Raw genomic sequence first — 19,017 nt, forward strand, 5'->3', positions numbered from 1 at the left:
CGCAATCCATTCTTCAGCATTTCGAGACGTCTGACCTTTTCGTGATACTTAACCCGACCAAAGCCGTCTGGTCTGGAGCCATCACGATTTTCGCCAACAGGGTCAAAAGGGCGGACCAGAGCAACTCGAATAATTATGTCATGTCCGCCACACAGGCGCGGCACTTCCGAGTGCCCGCGCCTGTGCTGTGTCACCAATCAACCGATAGCTGCGCCATCGTCTCGACGCACGGCCACGATGGATGATCGCGGTGTCTTGTCGCCCCCATCCGGCCAATGCGAGTCGCCGCGCTCGCCAGGATGTTGAACGCCCACGAAGACCGTCCTGCGATCAGCAGACCATGCGACGCCGGTGATCTCGGCTTCTCTCGGTCCAACAAGGAAGCGGCGGATTTCGCCAGTTGCCGGATCGCCGATCAGCATCTGGTTGTTCCCCTGTCCGGCAAAATCCTCCTCGTTGGAGTAATTCCCGTCGGTCTGGATCCAAAGCAGCCCCTTGTTGTCAAAGGCCAAGCCGTCCGGTGAGTTGAACATGTTGCCTTCGTTCACGTTTCTGGAGCCTCCATACGCATCTGTGTGGACAGTTGGGTTGCCCGCCATAACAAAGAGATCCCACCGGAAGGTATCTGCTGTATGATCCCCGTTGCTGGGCCACCAGCGCACGATCTGACCGTAATTGTTGGCCTCCCGCGGATTGGGGCCGCCAACAGGGGTTTCATCGCCACCGGCATTGGTCTTGATGCCGCGATTCTTGTTGTTGGTCAGGGCACAATAGACCTCTGCCTTCAACGGATTGGCCGTGACCCATTCGGGGCGATCCATAGTCGTTGCACCCACCGCAGAGGCGGCCATGCGGGTGTGGATACAGATCATGGCCTTGTCCATGCCAGTGCTGTCAGGCGTTAAGGCCAACCACTCGCCGGTGCCATCTGCATGGAATTTGGCCGCGTAGATCGTGCCATTTTCCATGAGATCGTCAGTGTCGCCACCTTCGGCGTAAAAGCCGTCCGAGACGTAGCGATAGAGGAACTCCCCGCGTTCATCATCACCCATATAGATCGCGATCCGACCATCCGCGTTGACTACAACTTCGGCGTTTTCGTGTTTAAACCGGCCGAGTGCTGTGCGTTTTTTCGGTTTGGAGGTTGGGTCATACGGATCGACTTCGGTGATGTACCCATGACGGTTGGATTCATTGGGGTCCTTGGCCACATCAAAGCGGTCATCGACTTTCCACCAGCCATAGCCACGGTCATTGCCGCTGACCCCGTAACGCTTCTTGGCGTCATCCTGAACATATCCGTCTGCATCCGCCGTGCCAAAATACCCGTTGAAGTTTTCCTCGCAGGCCAGATAGGTGCCCCATGGCGTGCGCCCGTTCCCACAATTGTTGAACGTCCCGAGCGCGGTCACGCCATCCGGATCAGCATTGGTTTTCATCAAATCATGGCCACGCGCAGGACCGGTAATGTCCATCGGTTCGTCAGGTGTGAAACGACGGTTGTAAGGAGAATCCTTGACGATCTGCCACTTGCCATCAACCTCTTTCAGTTCTGCCGCGGTCAGGCCGTGGGCGTTCTTGCCCTTGTTGATATCATCGTCGGTGACAAATTTCCCGTCAGGGTTATTGCCCCACATCACGGACCTGTTGGTGTATTCATTGTTCGCGACAAGGATTTGATGACCGTCTTTGTCGGTGAAGATCGCCATGCCATCGTTGTTGTCCCCGAACGCGCGCGCCTGGCTTGCCGCCGTCCCGCGGGTCGCGTGATCAAATTCTGGGACATCCGAAAATAGCGGATCGCCCCAGCTGGTCGCCACATGCCAGTTATAGCCTTCGGGTACGATAATGGTGTCCTCGACACTCGCGGCAACCGCCTTGAACCCAAAGCGACTATCAGCCGCCTGCGCTGCAATTGGTGTGAGAGATGTGCTGGTAACGCCAAGCGTCGCGACCCCACCCATGGCAAGAACGCCTCCCAGAAAACCGCGCCGCGATATGGCTTCTTCTACAATCGCGTCGAAGTCGCTGTCCTCTGGTTTTGGATTAATAACTTCGTCAAACTCGTCAAAAGATAGATCATTAAGCGCGTCAGCTGATAGTTTGGTTTTGGTCTCAAAGTTCATGACAAATCTCCTGAAAAAGCCGCGCCAACATAGATGGCAGCCAAGACTAGAGCTTGGTCCTGATCGGATGATTCCGTCAAGTCACCTAACCCGCAGGCGAGACACACCCATCAGGTGGTCTGCGACGAAAACCGGGGGGCGTCCGAGACCACAAGCAATCGGCATCCAAACGCCAGGTGCGATGAGATCGTTCGAGCCAGGTTTAAAAATCAAACCGGAACCGTCTATCGCAGATAGTCGCCGCACGCGCCGGGGCAGTAATGCGGCCCTCATGAAGCCGTCGTTCGCAGCGCGACGCAAGATAATCGCGGCCCGATGGTCAGCAAAGCCCTCGTTTGTCGAGAGCAAAGAGAGGGTTTGTTGCGCTTCAATCGTTCCAGTTTTCCCTAAAAAAATATTTCACATTGGCGTGGCTTAAGCGTTCCTAATCGTTTGGGTGGCATAGCAGGGCGGAACTATGAGAATCTGCACGTGATACCTGCTCAGATATTCAATCAAATCAATGACAAGTGCACCGAAGGGCTTGCGCTTGCTTTGGCGTCGAATGATGACGGGGCGGTCATGGAACTTCAGTGGTGTAATAAAGCTTTCACCAAGATTACCGGCTATGAGGCATCCGAGGCTGTGGGTCAGCGCGGAACGATTCTGATCGGTCAGGATCTGGAACAGGGCGTTCACCTCTACATCATCGAGAAATTGATGAATTGGGAGAACTTTTCGACCAAGGCTCTCAACAATCGCAAGAACGGCGAAGTCTATTGGCAGCGCATGAGCTGGGCGCATCTGTCTGATCCCGAGACCGGAAATCGCTGGTGGCTCTGCTCTATCATTGAGCTGGAGGATGAGCGCCCTGAACCTGCCAAGGACGCGATGAAAGAGGCAGCAATATCAGATCAGGAGAGCTTTGAGAGGGTTTTCAAAAAAATTCACCGCCTGGAGAAAGAGAACGCGCGCCTGCACAAGCTTGCAAAGTCGGTGGCCAAGGATGCGAACGAAGATGCGCTGACCGGCCTGTCAAACCGACGTCACTTTGAGGTCGAATTAAAGACCTGGATTGAGAATCTAAAGATGCACCAAACAGAGTTTGCCGTGCTTTACATCGACCTGGATCGCTTCAAATTCGTGAACGACACACTTGGTCATGATGCGGGAGATCGGCTGTTGGTTTCCGTCGCCGATATGTTGCGGGAACTGACCAGTAAATCTGATCTGGTCGCCCGCCTTGGCGGTGATGAATTCGTCATTTTGAAGCCACTGGCGAAGAGCGCTCTTAACATCAGCAGTCTGGCGGATGAAATTGTTCAGCGGATGCAGGCACCATTCACATGCGAAGGGAAGTCGACGGCGTGCAGCGCGAGTGTCGGCGTGGCAATTGCCAAAACGAAAATGGAAGATCCCGACCAGATTGTCGCTGACGCCGATGCCGCGCTTTATCACGCCAAATCGCAGGGAAAAGGGCGGTGGTCATTCTTTACCGAAGAGATGCACGCGAACGCCATTGCAACCAAACAGCTGGCGTCAGACCTCCTGCTTGCATGCGAAAGACGTGAGTTTGTCCCTTATTTTCAGCCTCTGATCGATGCGCAGACCGGTAGAATTGCCTGCGCCGAAATGCTGGTACGGTGGGCGCATCCAACCAAAGGCATTCTCGCGCCAGCGGCATTTCTCGACACCGCTGCAAATATGGGGATTCTCAAGAGGGTCGATGAAATCATTTTTGACAGCCTCAATGGCGCTCTGTTCCATTTAGACGAGTCGGGTGTCGATCTTCCTCGCGTTGCGGTGAACGTCTCGGCAGCTCGGCTGGCTGATCCAACCTTTATCCATGACATCAAGAGCTCAGGTATCGACCCTCAAAGGTTGACGGTCGAAATTCTCGAGTCGGTCTATCTGGACCGAATGGGTGATGTGGTTCGGTGGACCATCGACGAGCTTGACGAATTGGGGGTTACAATCGCGCTTGACGACTTCGGAACAGGGCACGCCTCGGTGCGCGGGCTGCTGGAAATCAGGCCCGCAATCCTAAAGATTGATAGACACTTCATCCAACCCATTGTCGCGGATGCCGCTGCGAGGCCGCTGGTCGCGTCCATCGTCGGTATCGGCAAGAGCCTCGGTATGCGCGTGGTCGCGGAAGGAGTCGAATCCGAAGAGCACGCGCGGCTCGTCAGCGAGATGGGTTGCGACTATCTGCAGGGTTTCTATTTCGGCAAGCCGATGAGTGAGGACGACCTTCGTGACAGGCTTATTGAAACTGGGGGTAAGTTCTGGACCTGCAGGCCGTTGGAACTTGACGGCGAATTGAAGCGCGGGATGGGTCGAGCGGTTTGATTTTCAGCCGACATGAGACACATCGTGACCCGAGCCTCTTCGCTTCCAATTTGGCGGGCGTTGCTTCGACGCGACGTGTCCGATCACATAGCATTATTTCGCCATAGTCAGATGCGGAGGGTCACAATCAGGTTACCTGATGTCCTAAGCGGCCGCCGTCGCAGCGAGTTCGATTGCCCGAGAAAACGCCTCGTCAGCGCAATATATGGGATGGCTGGCAGCGCAAACCTGCCTCCGACCGGGGCCAACTTCATAAACACAGGAAACGTATGCACCATCCGCGATTGAGGAGGCACATGGAATCCATCTCCCTCCAGGGCCTTCGACGGCATTTCCGATGCGCACGTTCACGGAACCCGCCGGGGGGCAGGACACCTGAACAGATTTTTCAAACAACTTGTCGAGACTCATCGCGACCCCTTTCGATATCCGATAATTCAGGTCGGAGTTGGCCAAAGTATGGCTGCACTTGCGGTTCTGCCCTCAGTATGCCGTGTTTTCGTGGATCAAGGAGACAGGCTCAGTCCAGAGGCTCAGATCCGCACCCCGGTCGGTTTCAGAGAGCCCATATATACTTATAAAAACAAAGGATTAGAAGAGTGGCAGGCGGTAGGCGAGCTTCTTTCAATTCTATGTATTTTCCTTCTTTTGGTCACTTTCGTCCACTGCCGGACTGCGACGGGGACGCAATCATTTATATCGGCGGATGCAGCGATGCCCTCCTATCACGCCAAGACAAAGTAGAGCTTGGCCAAGGCCCCAAAGAGAGCTTTGGTCCCCTTCGGCCATCATCTCGGGCGGATTTGTTCCGACAAGGAATTCGACTGGGTTCGCTGTACCAACTACCGCCAAGTCGGCGACCGCTGCCTGAAAAATCAAAACGGAACCTGCCTGCAATAAGGCAAGATAGCGCGCGTGTCTTTGGACCAGCCGCAAAGGCATTCTGAGCTCTCAAAGAAAACCGGCAGATCGAAGCGAAATCTTGCAAACGGAGAAAGCTGGCTAACCCATCATTAACCACTTGATGGGTAAGTCCATGCTTAACTAGGGAAAATTAGCTAACACTTTGTTAGGAATTTGATGGGGATTTGCATGATTAATCAGAAAACGAGAGCCGTATAGAATGGGGATGTCACCTAGCAGATTGTTTGAATTGACAACGCAACTGTCCGGCATCCTCCGCGATCTTGAGGAGACGGGCATTCGCGTTGAGATTGGTGACGATTTCGCCAAGTATCGCGCGTACAGAAGTCAGCAGCCCGATCGTGGACCGATCTATCCGATGTTCGATGTGGCGAGCTCGTTTGTTGATCGAGCCAACGGTTTTTGGGTTTGCGGCTTCAACTCGAACCGCGAGGTGATCCACACGCAAGCAGTGCGTCTTCTCGACCTGTCGGGCATCTCGCTCGCAGCACATCTGAAAGACCACCGCCATAAGTATATCACACCCGATACGACGCCAGACCCTGATCTTACCTTTTATTCAGGCCCGGAAGCGCTCCACACGATCACGGGTAAAGTATGCTATCAAGGCGATTTCTGGCTACGCGCGCGCGGCCTCGGCGGCCCGCGCAGCCAGGGCGCAACTTCACTTTTGTCACGTGTACTGCTCCAGATAATGGTCGAAGCTTGGAACCCTTCTTTCGTTTTTGCGCTGGTGCCCAAACAATTGGCCGCAAAGGGTGCCCATCTTCGGTACGGTTATTGTCATTGTGAACCAGGTCAGTGGCTGGGCCCGGACAAACAGATAACTGAGGAAGATTACCTGATCTGGATGGGCGCCAACGACATGGCCAATCTGCTTGCACGAGCACCACAAAACCTTCAACGCGCGGGCAGCGTTTCTGTGGTCCAACCCTCCACGACCTCTGTCGATGCGGAGAGCTATTCGGAGACAAGAGTGAATGGCTGACCGGCGGCTTTACTCATGAGATCGCACACGCCGGAAATCGACAAGCCTAGTCTTGTGTCCGTCTCACCGCGTACAGCGGTTATCGGGCCGGTCGCGGCAAATATTGCCTTCGTGATGGAGATCACGTTGGTCCCGTTGCTATTGCCAGAGATTCAACGACAATTTGACCTGTCTGTCGGCAATCTGGCCTGGGTCTTCAACGCTTACGGCCTCGCTGTTGCAGTCGGTGTTCTGCTGGGCGGCTTGTGCGGCGACCTCTTCAATACCCGGAAAATCTTCGGCTATGGGGTGGTCTTCTTCGCAGCAGGATCACTCGTGGTTGCCGCGGCAGAGAGCTTTGAAGTCCTCATCATCGGGCGGGCGTTGCAGGGGTTTGGCGGGGGCATCTTTTCACCACTTGTGCCCCTTCTGTTGACGCGCGCTTCGCCAGAGAAACCGGGAAGAATGCTTATCGTCTGGGGCAGCATCGCGGGCTACGTCGCCGCCTTCGCGCCACTTTTCTATGGCGGCTTCCTCGGCGAGCACGGTTGGAACCTCGCGTTTGTTTTGACCGCAATCATCGCATTTTTCGCATTCGTGATCCTCAACAGAACGCAGACGGCTGATGAGCTTGCGCCCGACTCCAACCGAAAGGCAAATTATTTGACGTTGTTTCAAGCCCGCGATCTCTGGGTGACATTTGTCTATGTCTTCTGCACCTACGGATCCATTACCTACTACCTGTTCCGGCTCCCGGTCTGGCTGTCGAGCAACGAGGTTACTGCGGCGAGTGTCGGCCTTGTTCTGTCGATCGTCTGGCTGACTTTTTCCGGCTTCAGTACACTTTTGCGAAACATGGTCGATAAACCCCACGTGCGGATGATCATGCTTGCCGCGCCATTCCTCATCGCGGCCGGATTTCCGCTTTCATACTTTAACGAGAATCTCTTTCTGCTGGTCTTATCATCGTTTTTGGTCGGCTCGGGGCTGGCGTGCAGCAACGCACCGTCAACACAATTGATCCTGAGATTCGCGCCAAAGGGGATGAGCGCCATCTCGACAAGCCTAGACATCACCTTCGCGCGTCTCGGCGGCATTGCGACGGTTGCCATACTCGCAGAGACGGAGTTCGCATATGCCACCCCCGCAATATTCCTTGCGTGCATGATCGCAGCCTGCTGCGCGCTGGTGGCGTGTAGAGGGCTTGCTAATGGCCCATGAGCTTCGGGCGAAGATAAGGGGGTGTGGCCAACATCAACCATGAAGAATCGCTGCATAGGCATTTAACGGCGATGTTTCTTCGCAGTGCCGAGGAGAAGACCCGATGCACAATATTTCCATGCGGCTTTGATAACGTCTTCGCCGCAAGGGTTGGTGAGAAGGTTCTTGCACCCGCTCCAAGCCAGGCCAATTCATAGATTTTCTGATTTCAAGAAGTTAGCATCTGCCAATGCTTGATGACCCGGACTGGTTGACGGGATGTTTGAGGGATGTGCCGCACATTTTGCTTATGGTGACTGAAGCGCCATCGGCAAATGTTTGCGTCTTTTGAACATCAAAATCAGCACTTCACGTGGACTCTCCCGATGGCCAGCACGCATTCCCCGGCCAGCAACCGGGTATTCTTCGTCTTGATGTAAGACCTGACGTCATTGGGGATCTTCTAGCAAGACCGCCAAAGGATCACTATCAAGAGAACGCGTGGGCGCGTATCCGCTCTCAGCCCTGGCGGCAGACCCGGTGGCGCGGCGTAGCGCTGTACCGTCCTCCGCGAATATATGGGCGTTTTCCGTTTGGAATCGCAGCCCCAGACGATCGCCGGATCTGATCGGGATGTTCCCATGTTTGCGGATCATCAACGAGCCAAGCCCGTCGATATTGGCATAGATGTTTGTGTCCGAGCCCAAATGCTCGACCACATCGGCCACACCAACAACCTCGCCTGCTCCCGCTTGTACAACGTCAAGGTGCTCTGGCCGCATGCCCAACTCCACGGCCTGCCGCGTATCCGGCAAATGTGGCAGCGCAATTGTTGTCCCGTCCGCGACGGTGACCCCGTGATCGCCGCCCGTGACCGGAAGCACATTCATCGTAGGCGATCCGATAAACTGTGCCACGAATTTATTCGCAGGCCGCTCATATAGTTCAAGCGGACTGCCCACTTGCTGAATGTCGCCTCCGTTCAGCACGACGATACGGTCTGCCAGGGTCAATGCCTCAACCTGATCGTGGGTCACATAAACCATTGTCGCGCCCAATTTCTGATGCAAGCGGGCGATTTCCAACCTCATTTCCACCCTCAGCGCTGCATCCAGATTAGACAGTGGCTCGTCAAAGAGAAAGGCGCGCGGGTCGCGAATGATTGCGCGGCCCATCGCCACCCTTTGTCGTTGACCGCCCGACAAGGCTTTCGGCAAACGTTTGGTAAGCGCGGACAGGCCCAACGTGTCAGCCGCTCCCCTGACGCGGTCGATACGGTCCTGCACAGGATCTTTGCGTATCTCCATGGAAAAACCCATGTTCCGCGCCACGTCCATATGCGGGTAAAGCGCGTAGGATTGGAACACCATTGCGATATCACGGTCGCGCGGCCGCACATCATTCATGCGTACGCCATCAATGGTAAAATCGCCCTCAGTGATCGGCTCCAGGCCGGCAATCATGCGCAAAAGAGTGGACTTGCCGCACCCCGAAGGACCAACAAGAACGATGAATTCTCCGTCCTGAATATCAAGGTTGATGTCGCGCAGCACCTCCACCGCGCCGTAACGTTTCACGACATCTCTGAGTTCGATCCGTGCCATGGCTGTGGCCCCCCTATCCTTTGACCGCGCCGGACGTGAGCCCTTGCACGAGGTAGCGTTGAATGAAGATGAAGAAGAGACAGCTTGGAATGAGCGCCAGAACGCCTGCCGCCATCATCTGTCCCCAATCGACCGAAAATTTGGACACAAAGGTCAGCAAACCCACGGGAAAGGTCATGGCCTCGTTCTTGGAAATCAGCATCAGCGCGAAGAGCAGCTCTGACCAGGCCGCGGTGAAAACGAACCCAAGCGTCGCACCCAGACCCGGTAGCGTGAGTGGAAAGATCACCTTGCGCAGCGCCTGAAAGCGCGAACATCCATCCATCATCGCGGCCTCTTCGAGGTCTTTGGGAATGCCATCAAAAAACGACTGCATCAGGAAAGTGGCAAAGGGAATGTTGAAGGCGGTGTAGACCACGATCAGCGATGTCAGCGAATTGAGCATGCCGAGTGATGCGACGATCTTGTAAATCGGCGCGATGATCATCAGCAAGGGAAACATCTGAGTGATTAGCATCACAGCGATGATCAGTCTCTTTCCGCCGAAATCAAAACGTGAAAACGCGTATCCTGCACCTGCGGCAATGACCGTTGTCACCGCAGCCGTGCCCAGTGAAACAAAGAGTGAATTTCCAAAATAGGCGAGAAAATCGGTCTGGAAAAGAACCGTGCGAAAGTTGTCGATGGTCAGGGCCGACGGCCATAGATTGGTGCCTTCCGTAAAGATCAGCTGATCCGGTGTGATCGCGATCTTGAAAAGCCAGTAGAGGGGAAAGAGCGCAAAGGTCAGGTAACCCAGCAGTGCTGCATATTTTCCAACCGTCAGAGCAGGATGTGACCGGGCAACCGCCATCTCGGACCCCTAGATCTTGACCAGCTTCTTGCGAAGCCAGAGCAGGATGATGGCATAGATCAGCAAGAGGCCCAGCAAAGCCACGGCGATGGCCGAAGCATAGCCAAAGTCGAGTTTGCGGAACGCCGTTGTGAAAATATAGGAACTGACAATCTGAGTGGAGTTGGCCGGACCGCCACCTGTCATCACATAGATGAGGTCTGCAAAATTGGCGATCCATATGGTGCGCAGCATGACTGTAATCGCAATCATCGGAGCCAGAAAGGGGAGTGTGATTTTGGTGAAACACTGCCAGGGCGTCGCTCCGTCAATCTCGGCGGCCTCGTATAACTCACCCGGAATGGATTGCAGCGCGGCCAGAAGCGTGATCGCAAAAAACGGAACCCCGAACCAGATATTGGCAACGATCGGCCCCCACATTGCAAGGCTCGGATCCCCCATGATGTTATAGGGTTCGGAGAGCAGGCCCAGCGATGCCATCCAATGCGGCAAGGGACCGATAACCGGGTTAAAGAGCCACGCCCATGTCAGCGCAGACAGAAACGTCGGCACAGCCCAAGGCAGAAAGACCAGTGCCTGAAAGAGCCTTTTGCCAAAGAATTGTGTGTTGAGCAGAAGGGCCAATCCGAGGCCCAGAAAAAACTGGAAACTGATCGACCAGAATGTCCACCAGAAGGTGTTTTCCAGAGCGATCCAGAATTTGCGGTCAGACCAGAGCTTAAGGTAGTTCTCGAAACCCACCCAACCGGTGTCAAAAGGGTTGAGCAGCTCGATAGCCTGAAAGGAATAAGAGATGCCGATAATGAGCGGGATCAACATCACAGTGCCGATCAGAAAGATCGCGGGCGATAAGTACAGGAATGGCTCGATCATGTACTGCCAATAGAGCGAGCGCCGTGCCCGGGGTTCCCCGGGCATGACAGTATTTTGGACGCGGGTTGTCACTGTTTGGCCTGCCACTTTTCGTATTCAGCTGTCAGCAGTTCTGCCCATTCATCCGCGACCTCTTGGGCAGTCCGTTGTCCGAGCAATGCTTCCTGGCTTGTCTCCAGCAAGACGGTGCTGCCGAAATATCCCCATTTCTCCAGGTAGGTGGGCATCGTCGTTGGCACGTATTGTTCCCCGTTCAGTTCTTCAAACCACCCGGCGAACTGCTCGGACTGGAAGTAGGGGTCCTGATCCGCGCCTTTGTGAATCGGGATCACGCCGACACGTTTTGCCCAGGCCGCATTGGCCTCAGGCGTCGACAGGGCGGCCACCAGATCAAAGGATGCGTCCTCATGTTCGGTTGAGCTGAAGATCGACCAGCCCGCGAAACCGATTGTCGGGAAAGCCTTGCCCGAGGGGCCAACCGGCATTGGCATCACGGCAAAATCTTCGGCCGGCATCCGTTCGGCAATTGCAATCAGCGCATCTGGGTCCTGATCCAGGAAAGCACAGGTCCCGGAATAAAAGCCTGCCACGATTTCATTGAAACCCCAGTTGACGCTATCACGCGGGGCATGACCGTCTTTATACATGTCGATCATGAACTGGATGCCTTCAACCGAACCCGGCTCGTTGATCCGGCTCTTCCCGTCCTCGGTGAAAAACTCGTTGGTGCCGTTCATCGTCGCTGCGAACATGATCCAGCCGTTGGTCCCACCGGGCCCGCCGCGCAGACAATAGCCCGACTTGCCCTCCAGTTCTGAAACCGCCGCGGACGCGGCTTTAAATTCCTCCATCGTCGACGGAGGCGTCTCGACACCGGCTTCGGCAAGCAGTTTCTTGTTGTAGAACATCGCGCGCAAATAGAACCCGTAAGGGATCATGTAGAAGTCACCAGCCTGACTGCCCATAGCCACCGCCTTGTCGGTCAGCGTGCCGCCATGCTCCCATTCCGCCACGTGATCGGCGAGGCTGACCAATTGACGGGAACCTGCGTAGAGGGCCTGCCATGTATCGGGCATCTCCACGACATCGGGGATGTCACCACCGGCAACCATCGTTGCGAGTTTTTCGAAGGCCTGCCCCCAAGGAAGGCTGACGATCTCGACCGTGATGCCGGGGTTGTCAGCTTCAAATCCATCCACGAGGCCTTGCAGAACTTCGGTCCGCTCCGGGCTCGTAATGACTTCGACAAGCTTGAGTGTGGTATCGGCCCAGGCAGCACTCGCCATCAGCGCGGCGGCGGTGCTGAGGCCGGCAAACATACGTTTCATATCAGTTTTCCTTCCTTGTTGAGGGGGTCAGCGTCTTTCTTGCCATCAGGCTGCGCTTTGGCTCAGGGCAGTCGAAAAATCCGCCCAAAGATCTTCTGCGTCTTCCAATCCAAGGCTCAGTCGCACCAGGTTCGGAGAAACGCCAAACTTCTGCATGGAGTTCTGCTCACCAGCCTGCGCAAGTCCCACGCTCGCCGGCAGAAGCAGGCTTTCAAAACCACCCCAACTGACGCCAAGGCGGAAGTGCTGCAAGGCATCGGCGAATTTCGGAATGTCCACGTTGTCATCGAATTCAACGGACATAAGCCCGCTGCGCCCCTTGAGCCCCGGCACGATATTTGCGCCGGGACTGTTGACCCGGCGCACCTGCGGCAGAGCGGCCAGGCGGTCCACGAAGAGGTTTGCTGTTTCCTGATGCTGCCGCATCCTAAGGCTCAGGGTCCGCAATCCACGGGTCAGCAAGAATGCTTCGAACGGCGCAAGTTTTGCACCCAGCAGGGACAAAGTCAGATCACGGATGCGAGCGATATGGTCGTGGGAGGAAACCACCACGCCTGCAACCGTGTCCGAATGCCCCGAGATGTATTTCGAGGCGGAATGAATGACGATATCGATCCCAAGCGTGAGCGGTTGCTGGAAAACCGGGCTAGCCCAGGAGTTATCAATCATGGTGATTGTGCCGTGCCGTTGCGCATGCTCTGCGACCAGCGGGAGGTTCATTGGGGCAAAAACCACCGAGCTGGGGCTTTCGAGGAAGGCGAATTTCACGCCCTTCAGCAAGTCTGCATCCTCTTCGAATGCGCTGACGGGATGATAGGTGATCTGCACCCCAAAGGGCCGCAGCATACGCTCGAAAAAGCGAAATGTGTCAGGATATACATGTTCGATGCAGGCGATCTGATCGCCCGGTTGAACGTGGGCAAGCAGAGTTGACGAAATAGCCGCAATTCCCGAGGCAAAAGCAACGGCGGCATCGCCCTGCTCGGCTTTTGCCATGAGCCCTTCAAAGGCGGCAACGGTTGGATTTTGGATACGCGTATAGATGGGCTGCGTCGTCCGACCGGCCATGCGATCTTCGAAGGCTTGATAGTTTTCAAAGGAAAACAAAGACGATTGTACGATGGGTGGCGTCACCGCGCCATCAGCATCATCCAGCACCGACGCGAGCAAAGTTGCGAGCTGTGGTCCGTCAGACATCGTATGTCTCCATAACCTGACGCACTTCATGCTCCACCATATCCATGATCCGCGCCATGACCTTGCTGGCCCGCGCCTCATCTCTCGCGGCAATTGCCCGCGCGAGCTCGGGATGGAGTGGGATTGTTACCTGGCCAAGATGGGGCTGCCCAAATGGTGCCTCGTAAATTTCGTTAAACGCGCGCTGAATCTGCTGAATGATCTGCTCAAAGAGCGGGTTCCCGGATGCCGCCTGAATGGCGCGGTGAAACCGATTGTCCGCCTCACGCCAATCCTCACCGGCTTCAAAGATGCTCATCAACTCCGCCACGCGCGCAAGGATGACCCGCGCCTGTTGGTCGGTCACATTCCGCGCGGCCATACGTGCGCTTTCGATCTCCAGCGGCCGCCGGACCGAGTGGGTTCTCAACAAGCTTTCAGCTTCGAGCTTGAGGGTCACAGGTACATGGATCGCGTTCGATGACACTTCCGCTGCCAATCGTGTGCCCGCCTTCTTGTTACGCGTGACGATGCCCATGTTTTGCCAGGCGGTCAGCGCCTCCCGGACCTTGGCACGACCAACGCCCAGCTTCTTGGCAATCTCAACTTCCGGCGGCAGACGGTCCCCAACCTTCATTTCAGCCCGGTCAATCATTTCCGACAATGCATCCAGGACGTCCCGACTGCTGTTGCCTGCTTCAAGCAGCTCCAACGCCGCAGATATCTTTGCAACATTGTTCTTCTCAGCTTGGGGCGGCGGCGCAGTCAAATTTAGAAACTCCAGCAGGGGTTTCTCAAACGTTAGTTTTATTGTCCGACAAAATCAACATTATTGTAGGACAATAAATAGAGGTTATATAACAGCACCTTACCGGCAAACGCCAACGTAATCCCAGGCCAGGTTCATCGTTGAAAGAGTCGATTCGAAAACATGGCTCGACCACGCCGTCATCGCATAATTGCGGTTCTTACTGGGGTCCGCTCAGGACAAAAACGCCCGTAGGCCGAAAAATATCAAGCCCGATATAATCGCCGCTGCCGGCACTGTAATAACCCAGGCCGCGATGATCGTCATGAAATGGGACCGGCGCACCAGTTTACGACGCCGCCGTTCCTCGGGCCCATAGACCGTGCGGTTGGGCACTTCGAGGCGCGCTTTGCGCAAACGTCTTTCTGCATCCCACTCGCGGAAAAACCCGACTCCAAAAACGCCACCGACGGCGATGTGGGTCGAACTTACCGGCAGGCCAAGCCAACTGGCGACAATCACTGTAATCGCCGCTGAGAGCGCAACACAATAGGCTCGCATCGGATTGAGCTTGGTAATCTGACTACCCACCATTCGAATGAGTTTCGGCCCGAACAAAAACAATCCAAAGGAGATTCCGAATGCCCCGATAATCATCACCCAGAACGGGATGCTGATGGCATCGGCAAAATTTCCCGATTGCGCTGCCTGCACAATTGCCGCCAGCGGGCCCACCGCATTGGCAACATCGTTAGCCCCATGTGCAAAACTCAACAAAGCGGCCGAAACCACGAGTGGAATGCCGAAAAGAATCTTGAGCGATTTGTTCCGGTTTTCCAAACCCTGCGACTGCTTCCTGATGGCCGGGATCATCACCAACCAGACCGCGCCACCGATGAGCAAACCGATCATCAGGGCCGTGCCGAGATCAATCTTGATGATGCGTTTGAGCCCCTTGAGGGCCAGATACGTCGCGAATGCGCCCGCCATAATGCCCACGAGCAAGGGCACCCATTTGCGTGCCGCAGCAATCTTGTCATCCTGATAGATTATCCGCGACTTGATAAGCCACAGAAAACCGGCAGCAATCACCCCCCCCAGCACCGGGGAAATCACCCAACTTGCCGCGATTTTTGACATGGTTGACCAACTGACTGCGGCCAGACCAGCGGAGGCGATGCCCGCCCCCATGACGCCACCGACCACAGAATGCGTGGTGGAAACCGGTGCGCCAACCCATGTTGCGAGGTTCACCCACAAAGCCGCCGACAGCAGTGCCGCCATCATCGCCCAGATAAAGGTCTGGGCCGTTTCCATGCTCTCAGGCGCGATGATTCCCTTGGCAATTGTGGAGACAACATCGCCCCCGGCGATCAAAGCCCCCGCGCTCTCAAAAACCACGGCAATGGCAATCGCGCCCCCCATGGACAGCGCATTTGCGCCCACGGCAGGACCCATATTATTGGCGACGTCATTGGCGCCGATATTCAGCGCCATATAGGCGCCAAGACAGGCGGCCGCGACAACGATCAGCGTATTGTTCGCCTGACCAAAGAAAATCGCCGCGGCGAGCCCCGCGAGAATGACGAAGATCAGCGAAACACCGGGGCCCACCATCGGCCGCGACACATAAGCCGTGGCCATCTCAAGATTTGAGAAGCGCGCAAGATCACGATCAAGCGTTTCAAGATGGCGCGCATCATCACGGCTGTCTGCCATAGCTCCCCCCCCGGGTTTTTGATCGTCAACCAATTAACCAAAGGGGATCAGAACGCAACCTTGCAGATCAGCCAACAAGCGCCAAAATCAAAGGTGTTGCAGAATTTGCTTTAGCTCGGGCTCTTGCACCAGATTGGCGGCATCTGCCGCTGACGTCCATTTGCGCTTGCGTTGGTGCGCTTCGGGAAACTGCTCCGAGAGGTCCTCGACATTCAACGGATAGACCATGGTTTCAACCGGAATAGACCAACCGGTCGACAGCTCCTTGTTGTAAGTGTACCGGCCAATGGCCTCGGCTCCCACCTTGCCATTGGAAACACCGGCCTCTTCCCAGGCCTCCTGACGTGCTGCATCCGCCGAGTTCTTGCCCGGAATGGGCCATCCCTTTGGAATGATCCAACGTCCACTGCCCCGACTGGTCACCAGCAAGACTTCCTTGTCAGAACCCTTGCCGCGGTAACACAGTGCGGCGACTTGCACACGTTTTGGTCGTCGTAGCATCGGAAGGAGGAATTCCCCCCAAGCCACGCTCATGAATTTCATCATTTCGAAACCGCTCAAGATTTTTTTATTGGAATTACTTGTACTTGTTTCTTGGCGAAGATGCAATTCACGTCCGCTTTACACGGAAATTCGGCCAGGTTTTCCCTGTGGATAAGGTGAAAACCCTCCTAGAGAAGGCCTTCAACTTCGGCGCGAGACGGCATCGCAGGGGCGGTTCCGGCGCGCGTGACGGAAATACCTGCCGTGGTGCATCCGTATCTGACAGCCTCCAAAGGAAGCTTGCCTTCCGCCAGTGCCGCCGCGAACGCACCGTTGAAGGCATCGCCTGCCCCGGTGGTTTCCACGACATCACCTGCTTTCACGGACGGCACGAGACCATGGCCAAACAGATAGGCCCCCTGCTCGCCCATGGTGATGATCGGCGTTTTCACCCCCAGGTCTCGCAGCGCCACGCATGCTTTCTGCGCCTCTGTTTCATTTGTCACTGCAATTCCCGTCAGGGCTTCGCACTCAGTCTCGTTTGGCGTCAGGTAATCACAAAGCGCCAGCATCCCGTCCGGCAATTCGGCTGCGGGCGCGGGGTTCAGGATCGTTGTCACCCCGGCCTTCCTGGCGATTTCGAGCCCGCGAACCGCCGCATCAATGGACTGCTCCAATTGGGTTACGAACACATCCGCGCTCGCTATCAATTCTGTCTGCGCATCAATGTCTGCCGTGCTGATCAGAGCCGCCGCACCCGGTGCGATGATGATTGCATTGTCGCCACTCGCTTCTTCAATGAAGATATAGGCGGCCCCGGTGTAGCTATCAGTCAATTGCCGCACATGGGGGATCACGCCCGCATCCGCCCAGGTATCGAGCGCAAGTTTGGCAAAATCATCCTGTCCCAACAGAGAGATCATATGGGTCTCGGCCCCGATGCGGGCGCAGGCCACCGCCTGATTGGACCCTTTGCCCCCCGGACCGAGAGAAAAGGCATTCCCCAGGACGGTTTCGCCCATAACCGGCATGCGCGTCGCCCTATAGGCGGTATCGGCGACAAAAACACCCAATATGACAACTGTTCCCATTTTTACGCTCCATCGGGGGGAACGACCCCCTTGCGCAGGGCAAAACAGCCATAAAAGCGCCGTTCGCCTGTTTGGATCACGGCATAGGCCTGTTTGGCCCGGTCATAAAAAGCATAACGTTCTATGCCGAGCATTTTTGGCCCATCAACGGCGCTGACCTCGGCCTGCACCTCTTCCATGACGGGTAGAATGCTATCGGGCTCGCCGACCACCTCCATGCGCGCGGCGGCATCTTCCACAAATGTGTCGATGGGGTAGACCGACAGCACCGCCCGGACCACTTCCGCCGCCGACCGGTCGATCCGCAGGACCTCTCCCAAAACGGTTTCTCGTGCGACGCTGTCCGAGGGAAAATTTGTATCCGCGATGATCAGATCATCTCCATGCCCCATGGCCCGCAATGCATAAAGCACGTCCGCGTTCAGGATCGCGTCAATTCCTTTGAGCATGTCAGCTCTCCTTCACGTGTCATTGTCAAATTCGGGCACCCGTCTGTGCATCAAAGATATGCAGATGTTCTGCATCCGGCTTCAACCGAATGGTCGTGCCGCTCTCAAAGGCATGGCGTTCCCGGAACACAGCCGTTACGTCCTGCCCCCCGAAACGCAGGAAAACCATGGTCTCCGAGCCCGTAGGCTCGACCACCTTAACCTCCATCGGCAAACCATCTTCGGCAAGGATCAGATGTTCGGGCCTGACCCCCAGCCAAACTTTGCCGCTGCCACTCGGTCCGGCAAACAGCTGATCACCGACCCTAACCCCTTCATCCGTTAATGTGCCCTCCAGAAGGTTCATGGAAGGTGCCCCGATGAAGGTCGCGACAAAAGCATTTTCCGGTTTGTCGTAGAGTTCCAGAGGCGTGCCGATCTGTTCAATCCGCCCTCCCTGCATGACGACAATCCGGTCAGCCAAAGTCATCGCTTCGATCTGATCATGCGTAACAAAAACAGTTGTGGTCTTCAGTCGCTGATGCAGTTCCTTGATTTCCGTACGCATCTGTATGCGCAGCTTCGCATCAAGGTTCGACAGCGGCTCATCAAACAGGAATACCTGGGGGTCACGGACGATGGCGCGGCCCATTGCGACCCGTTGGCGCTGCCCGCCTGAAAGATGACGCGGCTTGCGATCCAGATATTCGGTGAGACTCAGAATTTCGGCGGCTTCCCGGACGCGCCGATCAATTTCCGACCGGTCCGCCTTGGCCACTTTGAGCGCGAAACCCATGTTTTCGGCAACGGATTTATGCGGATAAAGAGCGTAGGTCTGAAACACCATGGCGATGTCACGCTCAGCAGGCGGCAGGTTATTTACGACGCGTTCGCCAATGGCAATGGTACCATCATTGATCGGCTCCAACCCCGCAATCATGCGCAACAGGGTCGACTTGCCACAACCCGACGGCCCCACCAAAGCGACAAATTCGCCATCCTCGATATCAACGTTCACACCATGGATGACTTCCGTTGATCCGTAGGATTTCCGGATGTCCTGAATTTTGACGCCTGCCATTCGCAGCATTCCCCCGACTTCGAATTTCGATGCTAGAGAAAGGTATTTACGTTGTCCACGCCCGGCTTACAGCTTTTATTGACTT

At 55.7% G+C, this 19,017-nt stretch carries 15 protein-coding genes; 3 read left to right on the forward strand and 12 right to left on the reverse strand.

What is annotated here, in order from left to right; translation table 11 throughout:
- Positions 1 to 197 precede the first annotated feature (197 nt).
- Positions 198 to 2,126, reverse strand: coding sequence for a PhoX family protein (locus tag ACOTTU_RS20080; protein ID WP_425660529.1), 1,929 nt, complete (start codon positions 2,124 to 2,126; stop codon positions 198 to 200).
- Between the two features lie 471 nt (positions 2,127 to 2,597).
- Here ACOTTU_RS20080 and ACOTTU_RS20085 point away from each other — a divergent pair, with 471 nt between their 5' ends.
- From ACOTTU_RS20085 to ACOTTU_RS20095, 3 genes are all read left to right on the forward strand, one after another.
- On the forward strand, positions 2,598 to 4,457 hold the full coding sequence (locus tag ACOTTU_RS20085; RefSeq protein WP_425660531.1) for an EAL domain-containing protein: 1,860 nt from the start codon (positions 2,598 to 2,600) through the stop codon (positions 4,455 to 4,457).
- Positions 4,458 to 5,580: 1,123 nt separating this feature from the next.
- Complete coding sequence (locus tag ACOTTU_RS20090; RefSeq protein WP_425660533.1) at positions 5,581 to 6,369, forward strand: hypothetical protein; 789 nt, start codon at positions 5,581 to 5,583, stop codon at positions 6,367 to 6,369.
- A 114-nt stretch (positions 6,370 to 6,483) separates the two neighbouring features.
- On the forward strand, positions 6,484 to 7,569 hold the full coding sequence (locus ACOTTU_RS20095) for an MFS transporter (protein WP_425660680.1): 1,086 nt from the start codon (positions 6,484 to 6,486) through the stop codon (positions 7,567 to 7,569).
- Positions 7,570 to 7,997: 428 nt separating this feature from the next.
- On the opposite strand, the gene ACOTTU_RS20100 is transcribed toward ACOTTU_RS20095, so the two are convergent.
- The 11 genes from ACOTTU_RS20100 to ACOTTU_RS20150 all read right to left on the reverse strand — a co-directional run bounded on the left by ACOTTU_RS20100 (position 7,998) and on the right by ACOTTU_RS20150 (position 18,932).
- A complete protein-coding gene (locus ACOTTU_RS20100) occupies positions 7,998 to 9,152 on the reverse strand; it encodes an ABC transporter ATP-binding protein (protein ID WP_425660535.1) in 1,155 nt (384 codons plus the stop codon).
- A 13-nt stretch (positions 9,153 to 9,165) separates the two neighbouring features.
- Positions 9,166 to 10,005: a carbohydrate ABC transporter permease gene (locus tag ACOTTU_RS20105; RefSeq protein ID WP_425660537.1), complete on the reverse strand. Its 840-nt coding sequence runs from the start codon at positions 10,003 to 10,005 to the stop codon at positions 9,166 to 9,168.
- A 9-nt stretch (positions 10,006 to 10,014) separates the two neighbouring features.
- Positions 10,015 to 10,923 (reverse strand): carbohydrate ABC transporter permease, encoded by a 909-nt coding sequence (locus tag ACOTTU_RS20110; RefSeq protein WP_298920006.1) that lies wholly within the window; start codon positions 10,921 to 10,923, stop codon positions 10,015 to 10,017.
- 23 nt (positions 10,924 to 10,946) lie between these two features.
- On the reverse strand, positions 10,947 to 12,206 hold the full coding sequence (locus ACOTTU_RS20115) for an ABC transporter substrate-binding protein (protein WP_425660539.1): 1,260 nt from the start codon (positions 12,204 to 12,206) through the stop codon (positions 10,947 to 10,949).
- Positions 12,207 to 12,251: 45 nt separating this feature from the next.
- On the reverse strand, positions 12,252 to 13,403 hold the full coding sequence (locus ACOTTU_RS20120) for a PLP-dependent transferase (protein WP_425660541.1): 1,152 nt from the start codon (positions 13,401 to 13,403) through the stop codon (positions 12,252 to 12,254).
- Positions 13,396 to 14,151, reverse strand: coding sequence for a FadR/GntR family transcriptional regulator (locus ACOTTU_RS20125; protein ID WP_425660543.1), 756 nt, complete (start codon positions 14,149 to 14,151; stop codon positions 13,396 to 13,398). The genes ACOTTU_RS20120 and ACOTTU_RS20125 overlap by 8 nt, the downstream gene beginning before the upstream one ends.
- A 213-nt stretch (positions 14,152 to 14,364) precedes the next feature.
- Positions 14,365 to 15,849: an inorganic phosphate transporter gene (locus tag ACOTTU_RS20130; RefSeq protein ID WP_425660545.1), complete on the reverse strand. Its 1,485-nt coding sequence runs from the start codon at positions 15,847 to 15,849 to the stop codon at positions 14,365 to 14,367.
- 87 nt (positions 15,850 to 15,936) lie between these two features.
- Complete coding sequence (locus tag ACOTTU_RS20135) at positions 15,937 to 16,410, reverse strand: NUDIX hydrolase (protein WP_425660547.1); 474 nt, start codon at positions 16,408 to 16,410, stop codon at positions 15,937 to 15,939.
- A 110-nt stretch (positions 16,411 to 16,520) separates the two neighbouring features.
- Positions 16,521 to 17,423 (reverse strand): ribokinase, encoded by a 903-nt coding sequence (locus ACOTTU_RS20140; RefSeq protein ID WP_425660549.1) that lies wholly within the window; start codon positions 17,421 to 17,423, stop codon positions 16,521 to 16,523.
- A 2-nt stretch (positions 17,424 to 17,425) separates the two neighbouring features.
- Positions 17,426 to 17,872, reverse strand: coding sequence for an RbsD/FucU family protein (locus tag ACOTTU_RS20145; protein ID WP_298920021.1), 447 nt, complete (start codon positions 17,870 to 17,872; stop codon positions 17,426 to 17,428).
- 25 nt (positions 17,873 to 17,897) lie between these two features.
- The gene (locus ACOTTU_RS20150; protein ID WP_425660552.1) at positions 17,898 to 18,932 is read right to left on the reverse strand and encodes an ABC transporter ATP-binding protein; all 1,035 of its coding nucleotides are present in this window, start codon (positions 18,930 to 18,932) and stop codon (positions 17,898 to 17,900) included.
- Positions 18,933 to 19,017 lie beyond the last annotated feature (85 nt).

It is taken from the genome of Roseobacter sp. EG26, from assembly GCF_049830555.1.
Lineage (GTDB): Bacteria > Pseudomonadota > Alphaproteobacteria > Rhodobacterales > Rhodobacteraceae > Roseobacter.

Coding starts and splice junctions, on each gene's coding strand:
- ACOTTU_RS20105 (WP_425660537.1), bottom strand. CDS start 10,005: ATGGCGGTTGCCCGGTCACATCCTGCTCTGACGGTTGGAAAATATGCA.
- ACOTTU_RS20130 (WP_425660545.1), bottom strand. CDS start 15,849: ATGGCAGACAGCCGTGATGATGCGCGCCATCTTGAAACGCTTGATCGT.
- ACOTTU_RS20115 (WP_425660539.1), bottom strand. CDS start 12,206: ATGAAACGTATGTTTGCCGGCCTCAGCACCGCCGCCGCGCTGATGGCG.
- ACOTTU_RS20110 (WP_298920006.1), bottom strand. CDS start 10,923: ATGCCCGGGGAACCCCGGGCACGGCGCTCGCTCTATTGGCAGTACATG.
- ACOTTU_RS20080 (WP_425660529.1), bottom strand. CDS start 2,126: ATGAACTTTGAGACCAAAACCAAACTATCAGCTGACGCGCTTAATGAT.
- ACOTTU_RS20150 (WP_425660552.1), bottom strand. CDS start 18,932: ATGGCAGGCGTCAAAATTCAGGACATCCGGAAATCCTACGGATCAACG.
- ACOTTU_RS20100 (WP_425660535.1), bottom strand. CDS start 9,152: ATGGCACGGATCGAACTCAGAGATGTCGTGAAACGTTACGGCGCGGTG.
- ACOTTU_RS20145 (WP_298920021.1), bottom strand. CDS start 17,872: ATGCTCAAAGGAATTGACGCGATCCTGAACGCGGACGTGCTTTATGCA.
- ACOTTU_RS20120 (WP_425660541.1), bottom strand. CDS start 13,403: ATGTCTGACGGACCACAGCTCGCAACTTTGCTCGCGTCGGTGCTGGAT.
- ACOTTU_RS20090 (WP_425660533.1), top strand. CDS start 5,581: ATGGGGATGTCACCTAGCAGATTGTTTGAATTGACAACGCAACTGTCC.
- ACOTTU_RS20095 (WP_425660680.1), top strand. CDS start 6,484: ATGGAGATCACGTTGGTCCCGTTGCTATTGCCAGAGATTCAACGACAA.
- ACOTTU_RS20140 (WP_425660549.1), bottom strand. CDS start 17,423: ATGGGAACAGTTGTCATATTGGGTGTTTTTGTCGCCGATACCGCCTAT.